This is a genomic window from Pseudomonas sp. VS40 (genome assembly GCF_018587885.1).
GTDB lineage: Bacteria > Pseudomonadota > Gammaproteobacteria > Pseudomonadales > Pseudomonadaceae > Aquipseudomonas > Aquipseudomonas pergaminensis.
The window spans coordinates 91,968-109,326 of record NZ_JAGYWD010000006.1; the positions used below are offsets into that span (position 1 = coordinate 91,968).

The window sequence follows — 17,359 nt, forward strand, 5'->3', positions numbered from 1 at the left end:
TAGGATCCTGCCACATGTTGCCGTTTGGTGATCGTTAAAGCGGCACGTATGATGCATCCCAAACTCCCGCAGATTAGAAGCCTATGTCCTTGATAGTTCTACTGCTTCTGCCGTTTATTGGCAGCTGTCTGGCGGCCTTGCTGCCGCACAATGCACGTAACACCGAATCCCTGCTGGCTGGCCTTGTGGCCCTGGTCGGTACCGTTCAAGTCGCCCTGCTCTACCCCCAAATCGCCCACGGTGGCGTGATCCGCGAAGAATTCATGTGGTTGCCCAGCCTTGGGCTGAACTTCGTGTTGCGCATGGACGGGTTTGCCTGGCTGTTCTCGATGCTGGTGCTGGGCATCGGCACGTTGGTGTCGCTGTATGCGCGCTACTACATGTCGCCGGATGACCCGGTGCCGCGCTTCTTTGCGTTTTTCCTGGCCTTCATGGGCGCCATGCTCGGGCTGGTGATTTCCGGCAACCTGGTCCAGATCGTGTTCTTCTGGGAACTGACCAGCCTGTTCTCGTTCCTGCTGATCGGCTATTGGCACCACCGCGCCGACGCGCGACGCGGTGCATACATGGCGTTGATGGTCACCGGCGCCGGTGGTTTGTGCCTGCTGGCGGGCGTGATGCTGCTGGGGCATATCGTCGGCAGCTATGACCTCGACCAGGTGCTGGCAGCGGGCGATCAGATTCGCGCGCACGCGCTGTACCCGGTCATGCTGGCCCTGGTGCTGATCGGCGCCTTGAGCAAAAGCGCCCAGTTCCCCTTCCACTTCTGGCTGCCCCACGCGATGGCGGCGCCCACCCCGGTGTCGGCGTACCTGCATTCGGCGACGATGGTGAAGGCCGGCGTGTTCCTGCTGGCCCGCCTGTGGCCGTCGCTGTCCGGTAGCGAAGAATGGTTCTGGATCGTCGGCGGTGCCGGCGCTCTCACCCTCCTCCTCGGCGCCTACTGCGCCATGTTCCAGAATGATCTCAAGGGCCTGCTGGCCTACTCCACCATCAGCCACCTCGGGCTGATCACCTTGCTGCTGGGGCTCAACAGCCCGCTGGCTGCCGTCGCAGCCGTGTTCCATATCCTTAACCACGCCACGTTCAAGGCCTCGCTGTTCATGGCGGCGGGCATCATCGACCACGAAAGCGGCACGCGGGATATCCGCAAGCTCAGCGGGCTGGTGCGGTTGATCCCCTTTACGGCGACACTGGCGATGGTGGCCAGTGCGTCCATGGCCGGCGTGCCGTTGCTCAACGGTTTCCTGTCCAAAGAGATGTTCTTCGCCGAAACCGTATTCATCACCTCGACCGCTTGGGTGGAGTTTGCCCTGCCGTTGATCGCGACCATTGCCGGTACGTTCAGCGTGGCCTACGCGCTGCGTTTCACGGTCGATGTGTTCTTCGGCCCAACCGCGACCAACCTGCCGCACACGCCCCACGAACCGCCGCGCTGGATGCGTGCGCCGGTCGAGCTGCTGGTGTTCACCTGCCTGCTGGTGGGCATTTTCCCGGCCCAGGTGGTGGGTTCGATCCTCGCCGCTGCCGCCCTGCCAGTGGTGGGTGGTGTGCTGCCGGAGTACAGCCTGGCGATCTGGCACGGCTGGAACGCGCCGATGATCATGAGCCTGGTGGCCATGTCCGGCGGCGTTGTGCTCTACCTGCTGCTGCGCAAGCAACTCAAGCGCGGCCGCTTCAAATACCCACCGGTGATCAGCTACTTCAACGGCAAGCGCGGTTTCGAGCGCAGCCTGGTAGTGATGATGCGCGGCGTGCGCAAGATCGAGAAACGCATCAGCACCAAGCGCCTGCAGACGCAACTGTTCTTGCTGGTGTTGGTGGCGGTGATCGGCGGCATGATCCCGATGCTCAACAGTGGCCTCAGTTGGGGCGACCGACCGAAGATCCCCGGTTCCATTGTGTTCGTGACCCTGTGGCTGCTGGCGATTGCCTGTGCCCTCGGCGCCGCCTGGCAAGCCAAGTATCACCGACTGGCAGCCCTGACCATGGTCAGCGTGTGCGGCCTGATGACCTGCATCACCTTTGTGTGGTTCTCGGCGCCGGACCTGGCGCTGACGCAGTTGGTGGTAGAAGTGGTCACCACTGTGCTGATCCTGCTGGGTCTGCGTTGGCTGCCACGGCGGATCGAAGAAGTCTCGCCACTGCCCAGCTCGCTGCGCAAGGCTCGCATCCGTCGCTTGCGTGACTTCCTGTTGTCCACGGTGGTGGGTGGCGGCATGGCGCTGCTGTCCTACGCGATGCTGACCCGCCAGACACCCAACGACATTTCCTCGTTCTACCTCAGCCGCGCCCTGCCCGAAGGCGGCGGCAGCAATGTGGTGAACGTGATGCTGGTGGATTTCCGTGGCTTCGACACCCTGGGCGAGATCACCGTGCTCGGCGCCGTGGCGCTGACGGTGTACGCCCTGCTGCGGCGCTTCCGCCCATCCAAGGAAAGCATGCAACTGCCCGCGCAACAGCGCCAGTTGGCACCGGACGTGGCCACCGACCTGGTCAACCCGCGCCAGGCCAGCGACACCGCCCTGGGCTTCATGATGGTGCCGGCGGTGCTGGTGCGCCTGCTGCTGCCGATAGCGCTGGTGGTGTCGTTCTACCTGTTCATGCGCGGCCACAACCAACCGGGCGGCGGGTTTGTCGCCGGCCTGGTGATGTCGGTCGCGTTTATCCTGCAATACATGGTTGCCGGCACGCAGTGGGTCGAGGCACAGATGAGCCTGCGGCCGATGCGCTGGATGGGCTTCGGGCTGTTCTCGGCGACGCTGACCGGGCTCGGTGCACTGTTTGCCGGCTACCCGTTCCTCACCACCCATACCTGGCATTTCAGCCTGCCGGTGCTGGGCGACATCCATGTCGCCAGCGCCTTGTTCTTCGACGTCGGCGTGTACGCCATGGTCGTCGGTTCGACGCTGCTGATGCTTACCGCCCTCGGTCACCAGTCCGTGCGGGCCCATAAACCGAGCAACCAGGCCAAAGTGGTTGCCGCAACGGAAGGAGCCGCCTGATGGAAGAAGTCATCGCAATTGCCATTGGGGTCCTGGCGGCCTCCGGCGTCTGGCTGATCCTGCGGCCACGGACGTTCCAGGTGGTGATGGGCCTGTGCCTGCTGTCGTACGGGGTCAACCTGTTCATTTTCAGCATGGGGAGCCTGTTTATCGGCAAGGAGCCGATCATCAAGGACGGCGTGCCGCAGGACCTGCTCAACTACACCGATCCACTGCCCCAGGCGCTGGTGCTCACGGCCATTGTGATCAGCTTCGCCATGACCGCGCTGTTCCTGGTGGTGTTGCTGGCGTCCCGGGGCCTGACCGGCACTGACCATGTGGACGGCCGGGAGCCCAAGGAATGACGTGGATGAATCAACTGATCGTCGCGCCGATCCTGCTGCCGTTACTTACCGCCGCCCTGATGCTGATGCTCGGCGAGAAGCATCGGCCGCTGAAAGCGCGTATCAACCTGTTCTCCAGCATGATCGGGCTGGGCATCGCCATCCTGCTGCTGTACTGGACGCAAAAAGGCGGCCCCGGCTCCATCGGCGTGTACCTGCCGGGCAACTGGCAAGTGCCGTTTGGCATCGTGCTGGTGGTGGACCAATTGTCGGCACTGATGCTGGTGCTCACCGGGATCATCGGCGTGAGCGCGCTGCTGTTCGCCATGGCCCGCTGGGACCGCGCGGGCACCAGCTTCCATGCGCTGTTCCAGGTGCAGATGATGGGTTTGTACGGGGCCTTTCTCACCGCCGACCTGTTCAACCTGTTCGTATTCTTCGAGGTGCTGCTGGCGGCGTCCTATGGCTTGATGCTGCACGGTTCCGGGCGTGCGCGGGTGTCCTCGGGCCTGCATTACATTGCGATCAACCTGCTGGCCTCGTCACTGTTCTTGATTGGCGCGGCGATGATCTATGGCGTCACCGGCACGCTGAACTTCGCTGACCTGGCGCTGAAAATCCCGCTGGTGCCCGAGGCGGATCGCGGCCTGTTGCACGCCGGTGCGGCCATCCTCGCGACGGCATTCCTGGCCAAGGCCGGCATGTGGCCGCTGAACTTCTGGCTGGCCCCCGCCTACTCCTCGGCGAGTGCGCCGGTGGCGGCGATGTTCGCGATCATGACCAAGGTCGGCGTGTACACCGTGCTGCGCCTGTGGACCCTGCTGTTCTCCGGCCAGGCCGGTGCCTCGGCGCTGTTTGGCGGCGACTGGCTGGTGTATGGCGGCATGGCGACCATCATCTGCGCGGCGCTGGCGATGGTGGCGGCGCAGCGGCTGGAGCGCATGGCCAGCTTGAGCATCCTGGTGTCGGCCGGGATCCTGCTGTCGGCCGTGGGTTTCGCCCAGCCGAGCCTCACCGCTGGGGCGCTGTTCTACCTGGTCAGTTCGACCTTGGCGCTGAGTGCGCTGTTCCTGCTGGCCGAACTGATCGAGCGGTCGCGCTCGGCCAACGACCTGCCGCTGGATGAAGAGATCGATGCGCTGCCCAAGGCCATGGAATCCCTGCATCCGCGTCCTGGCGTCAACCTCGATGACGAGCAGAAAGCCGTGATCGGCCAGGTGATTCCCTGGACCATGGCCTTCCTGGGCCTGAGCTTTATCGCCTGCGCCCTGCTGATCATCGGCATGCCGCCGCTTTCCGGGTTTATCGGCAAGCTCAGCCTGTTGAGTGCGCTGGTTAATCCACTGGGCCTGGGCGTCAGCGTTGACGCGCCGATCCGCCCGGCTGCCTGGGGCTTGGTGGCGTTGCTGATTCTTTCCGGCCTGGCCTCATTGATCGCCTTCGCGCGCCTGGGCATCCAGCGCTTCTGGACCCCGGAAGAGCGTCCATCGCCACTGCTGCGTCGCTACGAGTGCCTGCCGATCTTCTTCCTGCTCGGCTTGAGCATCCTGCTGACCTTCAAGGCCGAGCCGCTGATGCGCTACACCCAGGACACGGCTGTCAGCCTGAACAACCCGGAGCACTATGTTATGGCGGTGATGGCGACGCGACCGGTGCCGAGCCCTGAGGCCAAAGCCGCCGCGCTGGAGGTGCAGCCATGAAACGCCTGTTACCTGCCCCGTGGTTGTCGCTGGCGTTGTGGGTGTTGTGGCTGGTGCTGAACCTGTCGGTAAGCCCCGGCAACCTGCTGCTGGGCGCGCTGTTGGGCTTTCTCGCGCCGCTGCTGATGGCGCCGTTGCGGCCGTTGCCCATCCGCATCCGCCGCCCGGGGGTGATTATTCGCCTGTTTTTCCTGGTGGGCCGCGACGTGATCGTCTCCAACCTGCAAGTAGCTTGGGGCGTGCTGATGTGTGGCGCCCGCCCGCCGCGTTCGCGCTTCATCAAGATCCCCCTGGACTTGCGTGATGCCAACGGCCTGGCCGCGCTGTCGATGATCACCACGGTAGTGCCTGGCACCATCTGGTCGGAACTGGCGCTGGACCGCAGCATCCTGCTCCTGCATGTGTTTGACCTGGAGGATGAAGCGTCTTTCATCGAGCACTTCAAGTCCGCCTACGAGCGGCCCCTGATGGAGATCTTCGAATGAGCGCCCTGCTCTCCAATGCGATCCTGTTCAGCCTGTTCCTGTTCTCCCTGGCCATGGTGCTGACGCTGATCCGCCTGTTCAAGGGCCCGTCGGCCCAGGACCGGGTACTGGCGCTGGACTACCTGTACATCCTGGCGATGCTGATGATGCTGGTGCTGGGCATTCGGTACGCCAGTGACACCTACTTTGAAGCGGCGCTGTTGATCGCGCTGTTCGGCTTCGTGGGCTCGTTTGCCCTGGCCAAATTCCTGCTGCGTGGGGAGGTGATTGAATGATGCCGTTGTGGATGGAAACCGTCGTGGCGGTGCTGCTGGTGCTCAGCAGTGTGTTTGCGCTGATCGGCGCGATCGGGTTGTTGCGCATGAAGGACTTCTTCCAGCGCATGCACCCGCCAGCACTGGCCTCGACGCTGGGAGCGTGGTGTGTGGCGTTGGCGTCGATCATTTATTTTTCGGTGCTCAAGTCCGGGCCGGTGTTGCACGGGTGGTTGATTCCGATTTTGCTGTCGATCACCGTGCCGGTGACCACGTTGCTGTTGGCGCGCACTGCGCTGTTCCGCAAGCGCATGGCCGGTGATGACGTACCGGCCGAAGTCAGCAGCCGCCGCTGATTCATCAAGCGAACACAGTAAAAAAGTGTGGGAGCGGGCTTGCTCGCGAATGCGGTTTTTCAGTCAGCACATCAGCGACTGACCCACCGCATTCGCGAGCAAGCCCGCTCCCACATTTGGTTTTGCATTAGACAAATGATCTGATGTGCGCCGCCAACTCCGCTAGCTCGGCATCATCCGCCCGCACAAAATCGTGGGACGAGATATAGCCCTCATAGGCGTCGAAGAACTTCTCCACCTTGGAGCTGATGGGCTTGAAGGTACTGTCCCCGCCCGTCCCATGCATGGGAAACAACTTCGCATGCAGATGATCCACCCCGTACCCTTCCAGCATCATCCCCGTACGGGCCACATCGGGAAACGCACGGTCGATCTGAAGCGCGGTTTTCTTCGCTGCAACGGCAAGCCCGGCCAACACCTCATCCGACTGCGCAAACGCATAGCTGCCGTAGTGCTGCTTGGGGATTACCACGCTGAAACCCGGAGTATTGGGAAAGATCGAAAGAAACGCCATATGCTGGTCGTCTTCCCACAGAATGTGCGCTGGGGAGGTCTTTTGAACAATGCTGCAGAAGATACAATCCATTTTAATCACCGCTGGTTTCATCGTGGGTTTGGTCGTGTCGACCATCTAAAGCCAGGCTGCGGCGGACGTCAAAAAAAATGGCAACTTTCCGAAATGTCCTAGGACTTATGCGATGAGTAAACCCTACACCCCTGCCACCGCCGCCGCTGACGTCGAAACCACGCTCGCCTGGCTTGGCGGGCGCTGGAAGCTGATCATTCTGTTCCACCTGTTCGGCGGCCAGGTGCAGCGTTATTCCGACCTTGAGCGACTGATCCCGGATATCTCGCAGAAGATGCTCGCCCAGCAATTGCGCCAGCTCGAAGCCGATGGCCTGGTACAGCGCACGGTCTACCCAGTGGTGCCGCCCAAGGTGGAATACCGTATGACCGAGTGGGGGCAGAGCCTTTGCCCGGTACTGGATGGCCTGCTCAAATGGCAGGCCGCCAAACCGGCGATTTAGACCGTAGGGACGGTGCCGCCGTCGATCACGTACTCGGTGCCGCTGATCGACGCGGCGCGGGGCGAGACCAGGAAGGCGATCAAGTCAGCCACCTCCTGGGGCTTGGCCGGCCGTCCAAGCGGAATACCGCCGAGCGCCTGCATGATGATCTGCTTGCCCCCCGCGTAATCCGTTCCCGCCTGCTCCGCCAGGCGCTCCGCCAGTGCCACCGCCGCGTCCGTCTCCACCCAGCCCGGCGAAACCCGCACCACCCGAATACCCTTGGGCGTGACTTCTTTCGACAGGCTCTTGCTGTAGGTCGCCAACGCTGCCTTTGCAGCGGCATACGCCGTGGTCGATTCCGGCAACGGTAACTCCCGCTGGATCGATGTGACATGAATAATCACCCCGGCGCCGCGCGCGAGCATCCCAGGCAGAAGCGCCCGATCCACCCGCACTGCCGCCATCAGGTTCTGGCCCAGGGCATTCGCCCACTGCTCATCATCGAGCACCGCAAAACCACCGCCGGGCGCGCTTGAGCCGCCGAGCACATTGACGATGATATCGACACCGCCAAGCCGAGCCTTCACCGCCTCAGTAGCACTCGCACAACCGGCGGCAGTGCCTAGGTCGGCAGCGATGAAATGCACGCCTTCGGGCGTCGAATCCGCCGCCGAACGCGCGACCGAAATCACCTGGGCGCCTTGTTCACGCAACACCGCCACCACGGCGGCGCCGATACCTTTGGTGCCACCGGTGACCAGCGCACGAAGGCCTTTTAGTCCGAGATCAAAGCTCATGGAACCTACTCCTGGATAAACGAAGACCGCAGGATAGGAACCGGGCAGACAGCCCACAAGAACGCACGAAAAGGTAATGGGCTAACCCAAAAGTTAGTATCTGGATTCAGGGGCCCTCGTAACACAGCCAACTGTAGGAGCCGGCTTATCGGCGATGGCGGCGTGTCAGTCGCCGTCAATGTAGCGGATACGCCGCCATCGCCGGCAAGCCAGCTCCTACAGGGGTAATGAGGGCTTGTCCTTACAGGATCGGCGCGCCAAATCTGTTCAGGCGTGGCATCCAGTGATCCAGGATCTGCGCCGACGCCAGTACATGATGCGCCCGCCCGATCAACAGCCGGCGTGGCACAACGCCGATATACCGTGAGTCATCGCTGTTATCACGGTTGTCCCCCAGCATGAAGTAACTGTCGGCCGGCACCACCACCGGCCCGAAATTACGCATTGCCCGCACCGTCGGCATGAACTGCACCGTGCGCTGACGGTTAGCCGCCCGCTCGTTCAGCTTGATTCCTGGCACCGTATGGCCGGGCAGGATGGGTTCGCTGATGTCCTGCGCGTCACTGTAGGTAGCCGGCACGCCGTTGACCCACAACACCTCATCTTTCATTTCCAGGGTGTCACCGGGTATGCCGACGATGCGCTTGATCAGGCGCATACCGTCCTTGGGCGATGAAAACGTCACCACATCGCCACGTTGGGGGTTATCGAGCTTGGCCAGGGAAATGTCCGTGAGCGGCAGCTTGAGGTCGTAGGCCACCCGGTTCACCAACACCACATCGCCCTCCAGCAAGGTCGGGCGCATGGAGCCAGAGGGAATGGGATTCCAGTCGGCCAGGGACGTACGGAAAACGCCGAAGCACATCCAGAAAATGATTGCGTAACGGTAACGGATCAACCAACTTCGCATACATCCTCGCACGGCAGAAAGGGGCATCAGGATTGTGTCTAGACGCCCGGTTGTTGCACCCGAGGATTAAATGAGTATTAGCGTCCACGCGCACTAAAAGGAGTTTTCGCCATGGCTATCCAATGTTCGGTCTTCATCGCAGCCAGCATCGACGGCTTTATTGCCCGCCCGGACGGTGATATCGAGTGGTTGCACCGACCAGAGTACGAAACCGCCGAGCTGAACGGCGTGACCTATGAACGCTTCATCGCCATGGTCGATGCACTGGTAATGGGTCGCAAAACCCTGGAGAAAATCTTGTCCTTCCCCGAGTGGCCCTACGAGGGCACGCCCGTCATTGCGCTGTCCCACCAGCCTCTGCAGATCCCTGCGCACCTGGAGGGCAAGGTCGAGGTCATGGCAGGAGACGTCACCTCACTCGTGGCAACGTTAGCCGAGCGCGGCATGAAGCACCTCTATATCGACGGAGGCCAGACCATCCAGGCGTTTCTTGAAGCGGGCCTGATCGATGAGCTGATCATTACGCGTATCCCGGTTTTACTCGGGCAAGGCGTTCCACTGTTCAGCCAGGTTGGCAGTGAGCGGCAGCTGCACCATGTAGGCACCTACGTGTCGGACAATGGTTTTGTGCAGAGTCGATATCAAGTGACGGCAGGCGCTCACGCCGCGCAATAATGGACTTCTCTGAAGGAACAGACCATGTACCCACCCCTCGCATTGGTCGCAGGCATAGGAAGTCGTAACCGCTCCATCGGCAAAGCCGGCGGGTTGTTGCGAATGGTGCCGGATGATTTTTACGTGAGGCGTGGATCAGCAACTGAATGAAGCGGGCACCGTAAAAAATGTGGGAGCTGGCTTGCCAGCGATAGCGGAATATCAGTCTGCATCTTCGGTGACTGGCACTCCGTCATCGCAGGCAAGCCAGCTCCCACAGTGGATCGAGTGAGCCGTTAAAACGGTGTGCAAAAAAAACGCCCCGAACCAGTCGGGGCGTTTTTCATTCAGCGTTTACCGATCAGGCCTGATCAGCCAACCGCCACGTCGTCCCACCCTTCCCGTCTTCCAACACCACGCCCATGGCGGTGAGTTGGTCGCGGAGTCGGTCGGATTCCGCCCAGTCCTTGTTGGCACGAGCAGTCAAACGCGCCTGGATCAACGCATCCACTTCAGCCGCATCCACACGCCCTTCGGCGCCGGCTTGCAGGAAATCTTCAGGCTTCATTTGCAGAACCCCCAGCACGCTGGCCAGTTCTTTCAAGCGCGCCGCCAGACCCGCCGCCGCATCAAGATCGCTCTCACGCAAACGGTTGATCTCGCGCACCATCTCGAACAGCACCGCGCAGGCTTCCGGGGTGCCGAAGTCGTCGTTCATGACTTCGGTAAACCGTGCGACGAAGGCTTCGCCACCGGCCGGTGCCACGGAGGGCAGGCCTTTCAACGCGTGGTAGAAACGCTCCAGGGCGCCCTTGGCGTCCTTGAGGTTGTCTTCCGAGTAGTTGATAGCGCTGCGGTAGTGGCTCGACACCAGCAGGTAACGCACGACTTCCGGATGGTACTTTGCCAGCACGTCGCGGATGGTGAAGAAGTTGTTCAAGGACTTGGACATCTTCTCGCCATTGATGCGGATCATGCCGCAGTGCATCCAGGCGTTGGCGTAAGTCTTGCCGGTGGCGGCCTCGCTTTGGGCGATTTCGTTTTCGTGGTGCGGGAACTCAAGGTCGCTGCCGCCGCCATGAATGTCGAAGGTCTCGCCCAGGCAGCAGGTGGACATCACCGAGCATTCAATGTGCCAGCCCGGACGCCCGGCGCCCCACGGCGATTCCCAGCTCGGCTCGCCGGGCTTGGTGCCTTTCCACAGCACGAAGTCGAGCGGGTCCTGCTTGGCTTCGTCGACTTCGATACGTGCGCCGATGCGCAGGTCTTCGATTTTCTTGCGTGACAGCTTGCCGTAGCCCATGAACTTGGCGACGCGGTAGTACACGTCGCCGTTGCCTGGGGCGTAGGCGTAACCCTTGTCGATCAGGGTCTGGATCATCGCGTGCATGCCCGGGATGTGGTCCGTGGCACGCGGTTCCATGTCCGGCTTGAGGATATTGAGGCGGGCCTCGTCCTCGTGCATCGCGGCGATCATGCGCTCGGTCAGCGCGTCGAACGACTCGCCGTTTTCATTGGCGCGGTTGATGATCTTGTCGTCGATGTCGGTGATATTGCGCACATAGGTCAAGTCATAGCCGCTGAAACGCAACCAGCGGGTCACCAGGTCGAAGGCAACCATGCTGCGGCCGTGGCCGATGTGGCAGTAGTCGTACACGGTCATGCCGCACACGTACATGCGCACCTTGTTGCCATCCAGCGGCTTGAAGACTTCTTTGGTCTTGCTGAGTGTGTTGTAGATCGTTAGCACAACGGCTTCCTTAGAGAATCACTGGCCCCACGAATCACGCAAGGTCACGGTACGGTTGAATACCGGCTGACCTGGTTTCGAGTCCTTGATATCCGCGCAGAAGTAACCTTCGCGCTCGAACTGGAAACGGTCTTCCGGCTGTGCGTCGCCAAGCGATGGCTCGGCACGACAACCAGTGAGTACTTGCAGGGAGTCAGGGTTGATGTTGTCGAGGAAGCTGGCGCTGTCTTCGGCCTTTTCAGGGTTCGGCGAGCGGAACAGGCGATCGTACAGGCGCACTTCGCACTCGATGCTGGCCGCGGCTGGCACCCAGTGGATCACGCCCTTGACCTTGCGGCCTTCAGGGTTCTTACCCAGTGTTTCCGGGTCGTAGGAGCAACGCAGTTCGACGATGTTGCCATCGGCGTCCTTGATCGCTTCGTCGGCACGGATCACGTAGCTGCCGCGCAGGCGCACTTCGCCGTTCGGCTCCAGGCGCTTGTAGCCCTTTGGCGGCTCTTCCATGAAGTCATCGCGGTCGATGTAGATTTCACGGGCGAACGGCAGCTTGCGCACGCCGAGTTCTGCTTTTTGCGGATGACGTGGCAGCTCGAGGTGGTCGACCTTGTCTTCCGGGTAGTTGGTGATCACGACTTTCAACGGACGCAGCACGCACATGGCGCGCGGGGCGTTGGCGTCGAGGTCCTGGCGGATACTGAATTCGAGCATGCCAAAGTCGACCACGCCGTCGGAACGGTTGGTGCCGACCATGTCGCAGAAGTTGCGGATCGATGCCGGGGTGTAGCCGCGACGGCGGAAACCCGAGAGCGTCGACATGCGCGGGTCGTCCCAGCCGTTGACGTGCTTTTCATCGACCAGTTGCTTGAGCTTGCGCTTGCTGGTGATGGTGTAGTTCAGGTTCAGGCGGCTGAACTCGTACTGACGCGGGTGCGCCGGTACCGGCAGGCTGTCGAGGAACCATTCGTACAGCGGACGGTGGCTTTCAAACTCCAGGGTGCAGATGGAGTGGGTGATGCCTTCGATGGCGTCCGATTGGCCGTGGGTGAAGTCGTAGTTCGGGTAGATGCACCACTTGTCGCCCGTCTGGTGGTGATGGGCGTGGCGGATGCGGTACATGATCGGGTCGCGCAGGTTCATGTTCGGCGAGGCCATGTCGATCTTGGCGCGCAGCACGCGGGCGCCGTCCGGGAACTCACCGGCGCGCATGCGGGCGAACCAGTCGAGGTTCTCTTCTACCGAACGGTCGCGGAACGGGCTGTTCTTGCCCGGCTCGGTCAGAGTGCCGCGGTATTCCTTGGCCTGCTCCGGGGTCAGGTCGTCGACGTAGGCCTTGCCGGCCTTGATCAGCTCGACGGCCCAGTCGAACAACTGGTCGAAATACTTCGAGGCATAGCGCACTTCACCGGACCATTCGAAACCCAGCCACTTGATGTCGCTTTCGATGGCGTCGATGTATTCCTGGTCTTCCTTGGCCGGGTTGGTGTCGTCGAAACGCAGGTGCGTGACGCCACCGAACTCCTGGGCCAGGCCGAAGTTCACACAGATCGACTTGGCGTGACCGATGTGCAGGTAGCCGTTGGGCTCTGGCGGGAAGCGGGTGACGATCTGCGTGTGCTTGCCCGAATCCAGGTCCGCCTGGATGATCGGGCGCAGGAAATTGACCGGGACGGCAGGTCCGGCCTTGGCATTCGAGGTAGGGTCGACAGTGGGCTTGCTCATAGGATCCTTGAACAGACAGGTTCGTGGCCGGGTGAGGCCAGATAAAACAAAGGCGATATCATAGCCGATGCTGTCAAGCACCTGACAGGGCAGCACCGAAAACTGCAGCATTTATTGCACAGGCGGTAAAAAACCACCTCGAAATTCCCGCCGGGCACGCTAAACTGCGCCCCTTGGCCGCAGTTTCGCCATACCGGTCGTGGTGCCCAGGCACCCAAACCCACGAATTCCCTGAAAAGAGTAGTGAACATGACTCAAGTCAAACTGACCACCAACCACGGTGACATCGTCATCGAGCTGAACGCCGAGAAAGCGCCGATCACCGTCGCCAACTTCATCGAGTACGTGAACGCCGGCCACTACGAAAACACCGTTTTCCACCGTGTCATCGGCAACTTCATGATCCAGGGCGGCGGTTTCGAGCCTGGCATGAAAGAAAAGAAAGACAAGCGTCCAAGCATCCAGAACGAAGCGGACAACGGCCTTTCCAACGACAAGTACACCGTCGCCATGGCCCGTACCATGGAGCCGCATTCGGCCTCCGCGCAGTTCTTCATCAACGTCGCCGACAACGCCTTCCTGAACCACAGCGGCAAGAACGTGCAGGGCTGGGGCTACGCGGTATTCGGTAAAGTCACCGAAGGCCAGGACGTCGTCGACAAGATCAAAGGCGTGCAGACCACCGGTAAAGCCGGTCACCAGGACGTTCCGGTAGACGACGTGATCGTCGAGAAAGCTGAGATCGTTGGGTGATATTGCTGATTTCAGATTTGCATCTGGAAGAGGAGCGCCCGGATATTACCCGGGCGTTTCTGGATCTGCTCCACCACCGCGCTCGTGGCGCCCAGGCGTTGTACATTCTGGGGGACTTCTTTGAAGCCTGGATTGGCGACGATGGGATGACCCCCTTCCAGCGTTCGATCTGCGAGGCTCTGCGCGAGCTGAGCGACAGCGGCACCCCGATTTTCATCATGCACGGCAACCGCGATTTCCTGATCGGCAAGGCGTTCTGCAAAGCAGCAGGTGCCACCTTGCTCAAGGACCCGAGTGTCGTGCAGCTCCATGGCGAGCCCGTGCTATTGATGCACGGCGACAGCCTCTGCACCCGCGACGTCGGCTATATGAAGCTGCGGCGCATCCTGCGTAACCCGATTGTGCTGTTTATCCTGCGGCACCTGCCGCTGGGCACGCGCCATAAACTGGCACGCAAGCTGCGCAGTGAGAGCCGTGCACAGACACGCATGAAGGCCAACGACATCGTCGATGTAACCCCCGAGGAAGTGCCCCGGGTGATGCAGCAGTTTGGCGTGCGCACCCTGGTCCACGGCCACACCCACCGGCCTGCCATTCACAAGCTGCAGATTGGCGACCAGGCGGCCAAGCGCATTGTGCTGGGGGATTGGGACAAGCAGGGCTGGGCGTTGCAGGTAGATGAGCAAGGGTTTCAGTTGGCGGCGTTTGACTTCGTCAATCCGCAATTGGCGTTGCCTGGGGCTTGAGCCACCAACACCCCAGATCCCCCGTGAAAAGAGATCGAAATGTGGGAGGGGGCTTGCCCCCGATGGCTGTGGATCTGTCAGCAGATTTTTGACTGAGCCACCGCGATCGGGGGCAAGCCCCCTCCCACAGTTGATTGCATTCCAGCCTTTGCGGATCAGTGGCCGGAGGCCTCCGGCCCTGCCTTGGCGCCAAACGGCGGCTTGGCCAGCCACACCAGCAGCATCAACCCCATGAACATCCACCCCAGCAACGTGAAGTAATCCACGGTGGACATCATGTACGCCTGGCTGGTGAGGATCTGGTCCAGCTGCGTGTAGGCCTTCTGCCCTGCCCCGCCCAGCGCCTGCAAGGCATCGCGGGTCGCGGAGTCGTAGGTGGTCATGTTCTCGCTCATGTACGCATGGTGCTGGTCCGCCCGGCGAATCCAGATCCAGGTGGTCAGCGACGCTGCAAAGCTGCCGCCCAGGGTCCGCAGGAAAGTCGCCAAGCCCGCACCGTCGGCAATCTGGCTCGGCGGCAGGTCGGACATCAGGATGCTCAAGGTCGGCATGAAGAACAGCGCCACACCGATACCCATGAACAGCTGCACCAGGGCGATATGCTGGAAGTCCACCTCATTGGTGAAGCCCGCCCGCATGAAGCAGCTCAAGCCAATCGCCAGGAACGCCAGGCCCGCCAGCAGGCGCAGGTCGAACTTGTGCGCGTACTTGCCGACAAACGGCGACATCAGCACCGGCAAGATGCCGATCGGCGCCACTGCCAGGCCGGCCCAGGTGGCGGTGTAGCCCATCTGGGTCTGCAACCACTGCGGCAGGATCAGGTTGATGCCGAAGAAGCCCGCGTAACCGAGGATCAACACGATGGTGCCGATGCGAAAGTTACGGTAGGCAAACAGCCGCAGGTTGACCACCGGGTGTTTGTCGGTGAGCTCCCAGATGATAAACACCGCCAGGGCAATCACCGAAATCGCCGCGCCAATGATGATGAAGTTGGATTCGAACCAATCCAGGTCGTTGCCCTTGTCGAGGATGATCTGCAAGGCGCCGACCCCGACGATCAGGCTCAACAGCCCCACGTAGTCCATTGGCTGGAAACTGGTGACCACCGGGCGTTTCTTCAATTGTGAACGCACCACCATCACCGCAAAGATGCCGATGGGCACGTTGATAAAGAAGATCCACGGCCAGCTGTAGCTGTCGGTGATCCAGCCGCCGAGGATCGGCCCCGCAATCGGCGCCACCACCGTGACCATCGCCAACAGCGCCAGGGCCATGCCTCGCCTCGCCGGTGGGTACACGGCGATCAACAGCGTCTGGGTCATTGGGTACAACGGCCCGGCCACCAGGCCTTGTATGACCCGAAACGCGATCAGCTCCGGCATCGAGGTGGAAATACCACAGAGGAACGACGCCAGCACAAACAGCAGGGTCGCCCACAAGAACAGCTTCACCTCGCCAAACCGGCGGCTGAGCCAACCGGTGAGCGGCAAGGCGATGGCGTTACTCACCGCAAACGAGGTGATGACCCAGGTGCCCTGCTCCGAACTCACGCCAAGGTTGCCGGAAATGGTCGGCAACGCCACGTTGGCGATGGTGGTGTCGAGCACCTGCATGAAGGTCGCCAGCGACAGGCCAATAGTGGCCATCAACAGGCTGGGTGGCGTGAAGGAGGCGTTATTGCTCATTAGCGTTGCGCAGCCTTGGGTGCGGCGGTGCTGTTGTCATGGATCAACTGGTTGATCATGGCGTCAGCCTCGGCCAATTGCCGGTCATACACGTTGGTGGTGAACGAGGCCTTTTGTGGGGGCTGTTGCGCCAGTACCGGGCCGCTCTGGTCATGCAGGTCCACGTTGACCACGGTGCTCAAGCCCACGCGCAGTGGGTGCTTGGCCAACTCGTCGGCGTTGACGTGGATGCGCACCGGTACCCGTTGCACGATCTTGATCCAGTTACCGGTGGCGTTCTGCGCCGGCAGCAGGGCAAACGCACTGCCGGTACCGGCACCCAGGCTGTCCACGGTGCCGCTGAACTTCACGTCACTGCCGTAGATGTCCGACTCGATGTCCACGGGTTGGCCGATACGCATATTGCGCAGTTGGGTTTCCTTGAAGTTGGCGTCGATCCACAGCTGGTTCAGCGGGATCACCGCCATCAACGCGGTGCCCGGCTGGACGCGCTGGCCCAGTTGCACGGTGCGTTTGGCCACGTAGCCAGTGACCGGTGCGATCAAGGTGCTGCGCGCATTGGTCAGGTAGGCCTGGCGCAATTGCGCGGCAGCGGCCTGCACATCCGGGTGGGAACTGATCACCGTGTCGTCCACCAACGCATTGGTGGTTTTGAGTTGCTGCTCAAGGTTGGTCAGGGCGTTTTTGGCCGCAGTGAGGCTGTCACGGGCATGGGACAGTTCCTCCTGGGAAATCGCCCCGCCCTGGGCCAGGGTTTTACGACGATTGAAGTTGTCCTGGGCGGTTTGCACGTCGGCTTTCTGTGCATTGACCTGGGCCTTCATGCCGTCGACGTTGCTGTACAGGCCGCGCACTTGGCGCACGGTACGGGCCAGGTTGGCCTGGGCACTTTGCAGGCCGACAGCGGCGTCGTTCGGGTCGAAGTTGATCAGCACCTGGCCTTCGTGGACCAGGTCGCCATCGTCGGCGCCGATGCTGACCACGGTGCCGGTGACCAACGGGGTGATTTCCACCACGTTGCCGTTCACGTAGGCGTCGTCGGTGCTTTCGTTGAAACGGCCGTAGAGCTCATACCAGCCCCACACGCCGACCACGGCGAGGATGACGATCAGCGCCAGGCCGATCAGCATCACTTTGCGTTTGCGTGGGTTGTTGTCTTTGGGTTGTTCGGTTGCGTTGGTGTTTTCGGCAGTGGCCATGACAAATACCTCA

17 protein-coding genes are annotated in these 17,359 nt (G+C 61.5%); 10 read left to right on the forward strand and 7 right to left on the reverse strand.

Annotation, left to right across the window (positions count from 1 at the left end):
- Positions 1-83 precede the first annotated feature (83 nt).
- The 6 genes from KHP07_RS18755 to KHP07_RS18780 are packed head-to-tail and all read left to right on the forward strand — an operon-like array spanning position 84 to position 6,123.
- Positions 84-3,005: a monovalent cation/H+ antiporter subunit A gene (locus tag KHP07_RS18755; RefSeq protein WP_078049218.1), complete on the forward strand. Its 2,922-nt coding sequence runs from the start codon at positions 84-86 to the stop codon at positions 3,003-3,005.
- Positions 3,005-3,349: a Na+/H+ antiporter subunit C gene (locus KHP07_RS18760; protein WP_003192163.1), complete on the forward strand. Its 345-nt coding sequence runs from the start codon at positions 3,005-3,007 to the stop codon at positions 3,347-3,349. The genes KHP07_RS18755 and KHP07_RS18760 overlap by 1 nt, the downstream gene beginning before the upstream one ends.
- Positions 3,346-5,028 (forward strand): monovalent cation/H+ antiporter subunit D, encoded by a 1,683-nt coding sequence (locus tag KHP07_RS18765; protein ID WP_099492837.1) that lies wholly within the window; start codon positions 3,346-3,348, stop codon positions 5,026-5,028. Before KHP07_RS18760 ends, KHP07_RS18765 begins: the two co-directional genes overlap by 4 nt.
- The gene (locus tag KHP07_RS18770; protein ID WP_078049220.1) at positions 5,025-5,513 is read left to right on the forward strand and encodes a Na+/H+ antiporter subunit E; all 489 of its coding nucleotides are present in this window, start codon (positions 5,025-5,027) and stop codon (positions 5,511-5,513) included. The genes KHP07_RS18765 and KHP07_RS18770 overlap by 4 nt, the downstream gene beginning before the upstream one ends.
- Positions 5,510-5,788, forward strand: coding sequence for a K+/H+ antiporter subunit F (locus tag KHP07_RS18775; protein ID WP_005789171.1), 279 nt, complete (start codon positions 5,510-5,512; stop codon positions 5,786-5,788). The genes KHP07_RS18770 and KHP07_RS18775 overlap by 4 nt, the downstream gene beginning before the upstream one ends.
- Complete coding sequence (locus KHP07_RS18780; protein WP_078049221.1) at positions 5,785-6,123, forward strand: Na+/H+ antiporter subunit G; 339 nt, start codon at positions 5,785-5,787, stop codon at positions 6,121-6,123. Before KHP07_RS18775 ends, KHP07_RS18780 begins: the two co-directional genes overlap by 4 nt.
- 127 nt (positions 6,124-6,250) lie before the next feature.
- Here the strand turns inward: KHP07_RS18780 and KHP07_RS18785 are convergent, their stop codons facing one another.
- The gene (locus tag KHP07_RS18785) at positions 6,251-6,709 is read right to left on the reverse strand and encodes an HIT family protein (RefSeq protein ID WP_100492440.1); all 459 of its coding nucleotides are present in this window, start codon (positions 6,707-6,709) and stop codon (positions 6,251-6,253) included.
- A 112-nt stretch (positions 6,710-6,821) separates the two neighbouring features.
- Here KHP07_RS18785 and KHP07_RS18790 point away from each other — a divergent pair, with 112 nt between their 5' ends.
- Positions 6,822-7,151 carry a winged helix-turn-helix transcriptional regulator gene (locus KHP07_RS18790; RefSeq protein ID WP_078049222.1) on the forward strand — a complete coding sequence of 110 codons (330 nt, stop codon included), beginning with the start codon at positions 6,822-6,824 and terminating at the stop codon, positions 7,149-7,151.
- Here the strand turns inward: KHP07_RS18790 and KHP07_RS18795 are convergent.
- On the reverse strand, positions 7,148-7,930 hold the full coding sequence (locus tag KHP07_RS18795; RefSeq protein ID WP_028616869.1) for an SDR family oxidoreductase: 783 nt from the start codon (positions 7,928-7,930) through the stop codon (positions 7,148-7,150). The two genes, KHP07_RS18790 and KHP07_RS18795, sit on opposite strands and share 4 nt — an antisense overlap.
- 241 nt (positions 7,931-8,171) lie before the next feature.
- Positions 8,172-8,840, reverse strand: a complete 669-nt coding sequence (gene lepB, locus KHP07_RS18800; RefSeq protein WP_214497748.1) for a signal peptidase I — start codon at positions 8,838-8,840, stop codon at positions 8,172-8,174.
- Positions 8,841-8,951: 111 nt separating this feature from the next.
- On the opposite strand from lepB, the gene KHP07_RS18805 reads away from it, so the two are divergent.
- The gene (locus KHP07_RS18805) at positions 8,952-9,515 is read left to right on the forward strand and encodes a dihydrofolate reductase family protein (RefSeq protein ID WP_214497749.1); all 564 of its coding nucleotides are present in this window, start codon (positions 8,952-8,954) and stop codon (positions 9,513-9,515) included.
- Positions 9,516-9,855: 340 nt separating this feature from the next.
- Here the strand turns inward: KHP07_RS18805 and cysS are convergent, their stop codons facing one another.
- Positions 9,856-11,244, reverse strand: coding sequence for a cysteine--tRNA ligase (cysS, locus tag KHP07_RS18810; protein ID WP_214497750.1), 1,389 nt, complete (start codon positions 11,242-11,244; stop codon positions 9,856-9,858).
- A gap of 18 nt (positions 11,245-11,262) precedes the next feature.
- On the reverse strand, positions 11,263-12,963 hold the full coding sequence (locus KHP07_RS18815; protein ID WP_100492439.1) for a glutamine--tRNA ligase/YqeY domain fusion protein: 1,701 nt from the start codon (positions 12,961-12,963) through the stop codon (positions 11,263-11,265).
- A gap of 249 nt (positions 12,964-13,212) precedes the next feature.
- Between KHP07_RS18815 and KHP07_RS18820 the strand changes: the two genes are divergently transcribed.
- Together KHP07_RS18820 and lpxH are read left to right on the forward strand one after the other, a co-directional pair.
- Entirely contained in the window at positions 13,213-13,716 is a 504-nt protein-coding gene (locus KHP07_RS18820; protein ID WP_078049226.1) for a peptidylprolyl isomerase, read from the forward strand.
- Complete coding sequence (gene lpxH, locus KHP07_RS18825) at positions 13,713-14,462, forward strand: UDP-2,3-diacylglucosamine diphosphatase (RefSeq protein WP_078049227.1); 750 nt, start codon at positions 13,713-13,715, stop codon at positions 14,460-14,462. Before KHP07_RS18820 ends, lpxH begins: the two co-directional genes overlap by 4 nt.
- Before the next feature lie 155 nt (positions 14,463-14,617).
- On the opposite strand, the gene KHP07_RS18830 is transcribed toward lpxH, so the two are convergent.
- Positions 14,618-16,147 carry a DHA2 family efflux MFS transporter permease subunit gene (locus KHP07_RS18830; RefSeq protein WP_078049228.1) on the reverse strand — a complete coding sequence of 510 codons (1,530 nt, stop codon included), beginning with the start codon at positions 16,145-16,147 and terminating at the stop codon, positions 14,618-14,620.
- Positions 16,147-17,346: an HlyD family secretion protein gene (locus KHP07_RS18835; protein ID WP_078049229.1), complete on the reverse strand. Its 1,200-nt coding sequence runs from the start codon at positions 17,344-17,346 to the stop codon at positions 16,147-16,149. Before KHP07_RS18835 ends, KHP07_RS18830 begins: the two co-directional genes overlap by 1 nt.
- Between the last annotated feature and the right edge of the window lie 13 nt (positions 17,347-17,359).

Excerpts from the sequence above, each read along its gene's own strand:
- KHP07_RS18755 (WP_078049218.1), top strand. The coding sequence starts at position 84 with ATGTCCTTGATAGTTCTACTGCTTCTGCCGTTTATTGGCAGCTGTCTG.
- KHP07_RS18760 (WP_003192163.1), top strand. The coding sequence starts at position 3,005 with ATGGAAGAAGTCATCGCAATTGCCATTGGGGTCCTGGCGGCCTCCGGC.
- KHP07_RS18765 (WP_099492837.1), top strand. The coding sequence starts at position 3,346 with ATGACGTGGATGAATCAACTGATCGTCGCGCCGATCCTGCTGCCGTTA.
- KHP07_RS18770 (WP_078049220.1), top strand. The coding sequence starts at position 5,025 with ATGAAACGCCTGTTACCTGCCCCGTGGTTGTCGCTGGCGTTGTGGGTG.
- KHP07_RS18775 (WP_005789171.1), top strand. The coding sequence starts at position 5,510 with ATGAGCGCCCTGCTCTCCAATGCGATCCTGTTCAGCCTGTTCCTGTTC.
- KHP07_RS18780 (WP_078049221.1), top strand. The coding sequence starts at position 5,785 with ATGATGCCGTTGTGGATGGAAACCGTCGTGGCGGTGCTGCTGGTGCTC.
- KHP07_RS18785 (WP_100492440.1), bottom strand. The coding sequence starts at position 6,709 with ATGGATTGTATCTTCTGCAGCATTGTTCAAAAGACCTCCCCAGCGCAC.
- KHP07_RS18790 (WP_078049222.1), top strand. The coding sequence starts at position 6,822 with ATGAGTAAACCCTACACCCCTGCCACCGCCGCCGCTGACGTCGAAACC.
- KHP07_RS18795 (WP_028616869.1), bottom strand. The coding sequence starts at position 7,930 with ATGAGCTTTGATCTCGGACTAAAAGGCCTTCGTGCGCTGGTCACCGGT.
- lepB (WP_214497748.1), bottom strand. The coding sequence starts at position 8,840 with ATGCGAAGTTGGTTGATCCGTTACCGTTACGCAATCATTTTCTGGATG.
- KHP07_RS18805 (WP_214497749.1), top strand. The coding sequence starts at position 8,952 with ATGGCTATCCAATGTTCGGTCTTCATCGCAGCCAGCATCGACGGCTTT.
- KHP07_RS18815 (WP_100492439.1), bottom strand. The coding sequence starts at position 12,963 with ATGAGCAAGCCCACTGTCGACCCTACCTCGAATGCCAAGGCCGGACCT.
- KHP07_RS18820 (WP_078049226.1), top strand. The coding sequence starts at position 13,213 with ATGACTCAAGTCAAACTGACCACCAACCACGGTGACATCGTCATCGAG.
- KHP07_RS18830 (WP_078049228.1), bottom strand. The coding sequence starts at position 16,147 with ATGAGCAATAACGCCTCCTTCACGCCACCCAGCCTGTTGATGGCCACT.
- KHP07_RS18835 (WP_078049229.1), bottom strand. The coding sequence starts at position 17,346 with ATGGCCACTGCCGAAAACACCAACGCAACCGAACAACCCAAAGACAAC.